The sequence below is a fragment of the Methanobrevibacter sp. genome (genome assembly GCF_045116495.1).
GTDB lineage: Archaea > Methanobacteriota > Methanobacteria > Methanobacteriales > Methanobacteriaceae > Methanocatella.
The window spans coordinates 1-5,602 of record NZ_JBGULU010000153.1 but is presented as its reverse complement, the minus strand read 5'-3'; the positions used below and the strand labels follow the sequence as shown (position 1 = coordinate 5,602).

At 35.1% G+C, this 5,602-nt stretch carries 9 protein-coding genes; 7 read left to right on the top strand and 2 right to left on the bottom strand.

Annotated features, from left to right (window positions below; genetic code table 11):
* Both ACJMLH_RS08200 and ACJMLH_RS08195 read right to left on the bottom strand, forming a co-directional pair.
* Nucleotides 1-416, bottom strand: a 416-nt coding sequence (locus tag ACJMLH_RS08200) for an acetolactate synthase (RefSeq protein ID WP_405276570.1), incomplete at its 3' end; no start/stop codon positions are given.
* Entirely contained in the window at nucleotides 417-1,718 is a 1,302-nt protein-coding gene (locus ACJMLH_RS08195) for a phenylacetate--CoA ligase family protein (protein WP_405276568.1), read from the bottom strand.
* Nucleotides 1,719-1,931: 213 nt separating this feature from the next.
* On the opposite strand from ACJMLH_RS08195, the gene ACJMLH_RS08190 reads away from it, so the two are divergent.
* From ACJMLH_RS08190 to ACJMLH_RS08160, 7 genes are all read left to right on the top strand, one after another.
* Complete coding sequence (locus tag ACJMLH_RS08190) at nucleotides 1,932-2,642, top strand: DUF2162 domain-containing protein (protein WP_405276566.1); 711 nt, start codon at nucleotides 1,932-1,934, stop codon at nucleotides 2,640-2,642.
* Between the two features lie 18 nt (nucleotides 2,643-2,660).
* Nucleotides 2,661-3,305: a MotA/TolQ/ExbB proton channel family protein gene (locus tag ACJMLH_RS08185; protein ID WP_405276564.1), complete on the top strand. Its 645-nt coding sequence runs from the start codon at nucleotides 2,661-2,663 to the stop codon at nucleotides 3,303-3,305.
* A gap of 7 nt (nucleotides 3,306-3,312) precedes the next feature.
* Nucleotides 3,313-3,636: a DUF2149 domain-containing protein gene (locus ACJMLH_RS08180; protein ID WP_405276562.1), complete on the top strand. Its 324-nt coding sequence runs from the start codon at nucleotides 3,313-3,315 to the stop codon at nucleotides 3,634-3,636.
* A 104-nt stretch (nucleotides 3,637-3,740) separates the two neighbouring features.
* Nucleotides 3,741-4,187, top strand: coding sequence for a hypothetical protein (locus ACJMLH_RS08175; protein WP_405276560.1), 447 nt, complete (start codon nucleotides 3,741-3,743; stop codon nucleotides 4,185-4,187).
* A 121-nt stretch (nucleotides 4,188-4,308) separates the two neighbouring features.
* A complete protein-coding gene (locus tag ACJMLH_RS08170) occupies nucleotides 4,309-4,626 on the top strand; it encodes a transcription factor S (RefSeq protein WP_405276558.1) in 318 nt (105 codons plus the stop codon).
* Nucleotides 4,627-4,858: 232 nt separating this feature from the next.
* Nucleotides 4,859-5,260 carry a tetratricopeptide repeat protein gene (locus ACJMLH_RS08165; protein WP_405276556.1) on the top strand — a complete coding sequence of 134 codons (402 nt, stop codon included), beginning with the start codon at nucleotides 4,859-4,861 and terminating at the stop codon, nucleotides 5,258-5,260.
* 85 nt (nucleotides 5,261-5,345) lie between these two features.
* The coding region (locus ACJMLH_RS08160) for a hypothetical protein (protein ID WP_405276555.1) at nucleotides 5,346-5,602 on the top strand (257 nt) is incomplete at its 3' end.

Here is a 5,602-nt window from a genome sequence, read left to right as displayed (position 1 = left end):
GATACAATAACTATTCCCTTTTCTTTTAAAGCAGCCGCTAACTCATCGAGTTTATCTGCATGAAGTAATAAAATAGCTTTCCCTTCCTTTTCATGTGTAAATGCATAAAGATATTCCAAATCGATTTCATTGTCTTTGATGATTTTCAAAACAGCTGTCAGGCCGCCAGGTGTATCATTCATCTCAACGCCGATAATGTCGGTAATTTTAACAAGGAAATTGTGTTCTTCCAAAGCTTCCTTTCCTTTTTCAGGATTATCGACAACAAGTCTTAAAATTCCAAATTCGGAAGTGTCTGCCATGCACATTGCTCTTATGTTGACATTGGCCTCTGACAGTACTTCAAGAGGTTTGGATAAACTGCCCATTCTGTTTTGCAAAAAGATTGATAACTGTTTGATTTTCATGTTTATCACCTAATGTAAATTCCTCTCATCTATAACTCTTTTGGCTTTTCCTTCAAACCTAGGTAGGGTTTTAGGCTCAACCAGTGTTACTTTTACGCGGATTCCAGTTTCATTTTCGATTGATTTGCCGATTCTTTCCTGAATGGCCATCATTTCTTTCACGCCATCAAAGAAAATGTCTTTTGATGCTTCCACTTTGACTTCGATTTCATCTAAAGTTTCAGGTCTTGTAACTATAATTAAATAATGAGGCTCTACATCACCAACTTTAAGTAATGCTTTTTCAATTTGTGATGGGAAGATAGCTACACCTTTTACTTTAATCATGTCATCGGATCTGCCTGTAATTCTACTCATTCTTGCATGTGTGCATCCGCAGCTGCATTTTTCATAGGTAAGTTTTGTTAAATCTTTTGTTCTGAATCTGATGACCGGCATTCCTTCTCTTTCAAGATTGGTCAGGACTAATTCTCCAGGTTTGTTTTCGCCTAATGTTTTGCCTGTATTAGGGTCAATAATTTCAGGATAGTAGATGTCCTCTGCTATGTGCAAACCTTGCTGAGCTTCACATTCAATACCTACACCAGGTCCCATAAGCTCTGTCAGGCCGTAAATGTTGTATGCTTTGCATCCAAAGATTTCTTCTACTCTTTGCCTTATCTCTTCGGTCCATCCTTCAGCTCCAAATCCAATGGCTTTAATTCCCAATTCTTTTGGATCAATTCCGTCTTCAAGGGCAACTTCCCCTAAATGAATTCCGTAGGATGGTGTAAAGATTAATCCTGTAGCTCCGAAGTCTTTCATGATTTCAATTTGTCTTCTTGTTTGACCGGTTGATATTGGAATTATTGCCGCTCCGACTTTGTGGCATCCGTAGTGGACTCCAAATCCTCCGGTAAACATTCCGTAACCGTGTGTATTTTGAAGGATATCATCTTCACCGATTCCCATTCTGGTAAGACCACGTGCAATTGTCTCTGCCCAGGTGTCCAGGTCTTTTTCGGTATATCCGGATACAACTGGTTTACCTGTGGTTCCGGATGAGGAGTGAAGTTCCTTAATCTCTTTGATATCCACTGCAAACAGTCCAAACGGATAACTTTCTCTTAAGTCATCTTTTGTGATGAATGGAAGTTTTTCAATATCTTTTAGAGTTTCTATGTCTTCAGGAAATACTTCCGCTTCCGTATATCTTTTATTGTAATATGGAATTTTGTCAAAAGCTCGTTTAACAGTAGCCTGAAGCTTTTTCAATTGTAATTCTTCAAGGTCTTGCCTTGGCATTGTTTCAATTTCTTCGTTCCAAAACATATTTTGCCTCATTAATTTTTAATGTTATAATTTATGGTTTCCATTCACTATAAAATTTTCTTTTGAGTAATGTCAATATTTTTAAACATGAATAATAAATATTAATATTGATGTTAGTTTGTATTCTTATCGACATCTTATAAAATTTATATACTTTATTAGAGTAATATTAAATTGTAAAATTTTAAGTTTAATTTGAATGGGGAAATTTATATGGATATGATGAGTATATTGTGGCAAGTAGGTATTTTTGCATCAGTTATTGTTTTCGGTGTAAAGATAGGTCTTGCATCAGGTTTGGCCAATCTGTCAAAAAAACTGTTTGCACTGATTTGTATTTTATATGGTGGAGGTGTCGTTTTGATATCTGCTATCGCTTCATTATATGCAGACCAGCTGATACAGGCAATCTATGGTTACAATACTATTTTTTATATTATAATGGCTTCAATCATGATTATTGCAGGATTGTTCACCATAAGGGAATGGAAAATACATGACAAGAACACATCTACAGCAACTTCACTGGCCATCATTGCTCCTTGTCCATGCTGTTTTGGTTCAATAATTGCAAGCGTTCTTGTTGTTGCACCAACAATCGGTGTCAGTTCACTTAATTTAAGCTGGTATGCTGCGGCCGCTTTGGTTGGAGTAATGGTTGTTACATATCTTGCATCAAATACAATTATCAGGTTCACTTCAAAACCGTATCCTGTCATATTGGGAAACTTCATGCTTCTGCTGGGCGCATATTTCCTGCTTTCAGCTATTGTAATTCCTAACATTGCAGGAGCGCTATCCAAAACAATGACTCCAGTTTCTTTAGGTTCTCCTCAAGATATACTGATGATAATCTTGGCATTTGCCATTTTAATCGTTGGTGGAATGGTCTTGACTAAAAGAGGGAAAAATATATTAGAATAAAATCTTAGGTGAAAAAATATGGCTTTAAATATTCCTGGTGGTGAATTTTTAACAGGTTCTCTTGATGTTATATCACAGAGTTTAACAATTCCAGTGCTTGTTATTCTGCTTATAATTGTTATAATATCTATTATTTCATTGGGAGGAGTGATTGCAGAGTATACTTCAAGGAAGAAAGTTCCTATCGGAACAATTAGGGATTTGATTTATGACATTAACAATGCAGCTTCAGTTGATGATTTGAAAAACATCATTGCAAACGCAAAAATACCAAAGGCTCAAAAGAAGGCTTTGACTGAAATTGCATCATCCGAATCATTGGGAAAGGATTCCCGTGAGGCTTTGGCCCGTAAATTATTTGAATTCGAAGAAGAAAAAACAATGGATAATCTACAGAAAACCGATATAATTACACGTATCGGACCGACATTGGGTTTGATGGGTACACTCATTCCAATGGGTCCGGGTTTGGCTGCATTGGGTGCAGGAGACATCAACACTCTTGCAAGCTCTCTTACAGTTGCATTCAACACTACTATTGTAGGTATCGGTTCAGGTGCATTGTGTTACGTTATTGGAAAGATAAGATCCGGCTGGTATGACAGATATTTATCAGATTTGGATGCTTTGATAGATGCTGTTCTTGATTATATGAATAGATAGTGATTTTATGGTTAGAAAACAAGGAAGACGAAGGTCCAGACGTGTGGAAGAAGACCCGATGGCAGGTACATCCAACTTAGTGGATGCAATGCTTGTTATTGCTGTTGGATTTTTAGTTTTTGTTATCATAAGCTGGAATATGCAGGCAATGATTGATCCAAATCAGAATATTCAGGAACAAATGCAACAAAAAACAATGACTGAAGTGGATCAGGGCCAGCAGTTGAACGAAACTCCTGACACTTCAAACAGCTCAGGTCAGGGTTATACTGAAATGGGTAAGGTTTATAAGGACCCTGCGACGGGTAAGCTGATTATGGTGGAAGGTTAAACCTTTCACAACCAACTTTTTTTTACTACTTTTTTTTGATTTTTTGAAATCCTTATATGTTTTAAAGGATAAATATTATAACTGATTTTATTGATGGTGGTTTCATGGCAAGAAAGCATATTTATAGAGTTGTATTTATTAATTTCATATCTTCAATAATCATTGCCATAGTAACCTGCGATATTTTTCATGTATTCGGCCTTAAGGGTGGAATGTATTTGGGTAATCTGTTTGGCCTTTACTTTTTGGTAGTTTACGGTATAAACAATCTTGTGGAAGCAAGAAAGATGCCCAGTGATGCTTTCAAATTCTTTTTGATAATATTGTTTATAGTATTGTTCGATGCGATATTCCTGTTAATTATTCCGGCGATATTCGGACCGGATGCATTTCCTGCAACCGAACTTCTGAAAATCAATTTTAACGGAATTCAATTTACATTACAATTATCCAAGGAATTCTATCTGGTTCTCTTTGCAATTGTAATGATTATATTCAATTTGGTGATTGGCAGGCGTAACAAACATTACTTATATTATGATGATGAATAATTAAGTATTTACAAAAATGATTTTTACATTTTTTGTCTGACCGCACCTCTGTAACTATTGAATTATTGAAGAGAGCTGCAGTTAAAATTGTACTTATTAATTTTTAATGGTGTTTAATAATATGGAATTCTGTCCTGATTGCGGAGCAATGTTAATGCCTAAGAACGGCAAGATTAAATGTAGATGTGGCTATGAAAAGTCATTAACAAATGAAGATATTGAAGACCAGTATCATATGGAAGGCGAAACAAATCCTGAAATGAAAGTTATTGTTACCGATAGAAACAATGTGGCCCTGCCGACTACAAAAATAACCTGCTACAAGTGCGGGGGAACAAAAGGATACTGGTGGACATTACAGACAAGATCTGCCGATGAGGCACCAACTAATTTTATACGCTGTGCAAAATGTGGAAACACATGGAGAAGCTCAAATTAGAACATAGGCTTCCATAATAAATAACATTTGATAACTTTAACATTATGCTTCTTTATTTTTATATTTGAATATTAGATGTGCTAATCTGGCGAAGTTATAATGTTTCGTGTGCATATTCCTGTTGACAGTATTATCAAAGATGCCATTTTCATAAGGTTTAAATATAAATAGGCACATTATAATACTATTCTCAAAACCTGGGGAAAATCTAATTCTATGGAGACTGTTTCTAATGGACGAAAATACCAAACTTAAAAATGATTTACTGTACAATGAAGCATTTGCTCTTGCAGAGGACAATAATTTTGATGAAGCAATAAAATATTGTGATGACATGATTTACAATGACGCAAGTGATATTGACGCCTGGGACTTAAAATCAATATGTTACTTTGCCAAAAATGAGTTTTTGGAAGCTTTAAAATGCATGGAAAAGGTAATTGAATTGGACCCTAATGATAATTTGGCAGTAATATGTAAAAATAATTGTTTATTGGTCTTGGAAAATGAGGAGATGTTGGAAACATTGAAAAAACTTGAAGATTTACATAAAGTGGGAATTTTAACATTGGAAGAATATTTTGCAATGAGGAAACTGGCATTTGGTGAGTTCTATAAGCAAAAATATGTATAACCATTAATGCAGCAAGGCAATTGAGATAATAATTTTAAGTAGTGGCGACAGACATAGTAACAAGATTGATACGCGAGGTATTAACATGGAAGATAAGAAAGTCATTGTAATTCTTGCAATAGTTATTGTAATACTAATCGGTATGATTTCCTTTGTAATGTTAAATTCATATAAAGAGGTTGATTCTAACTATGTTCATGCTCCAATACCTAATGAAAAAGTAAAGTTCACTGGAACATATTTGGGTCCTTATGAGGGTATTTATAATATAAATAAGGATTCTGGAGTTATACAAGTGGGTAATACATATGCAATTGTTAGTACTGCTAAACTTCAGGGATT

Excerpts from the sequence above, each read along its gene's own strand:
- ACJMLH_RS08170 (WP_405276558.1), top strand. The coding sequence starts at position 4,309 with ATGGAATTCTGTCCTGATTGCGGAGCAATGTTAATGCCTAAGAACGGC.
- ACJMLH_RS08185 (WP_405276564.1), top strand. The coding sequence starts at position 2,661 with ATGGCTTTAAATATTCCTGGTGGTGAATTTTTAACAGGTTCTCTTGAT.
- ACJMLH_RS08190 (WP_405276566.1), top strand. The coding sequence starts at position 1,932 with ATGGATATGATGAGTATATTGTGGCAAGTAGGTATTTTTGCATCAGTT.
- ACJMLH_RS08195 (WP_405276568.1), bottom strand. The coding sequence starts at position 1,718 with ATGTTTTGGAACGAAGAAATTGAAACAATGCCAAGGCAAGACCTTGAA.
- ACJMLH_RS08175 (WP_405276560.1), top strand. The coding sequence starts at position 3,741 with ATGGCAAGAAAGCATATTTATAGAGTTGTATTTATTAATTTCATATCT.
- ACJMLH_RS08165 (WP_405276556.1), top strand. The coding sequence starts at position 4,859 with ATGGACGAAAATACCAAACTTAAAAATGATTTACTGTACAATGAAGCA.
- ACJMLH_RS08180 (WP_405276562.1), top strand. The coding sequence starts at position 3,313 with ATGGTTAGAAAACAAGGAAGACGAAGGTCCAGACGTGTGGAAGAAGAC.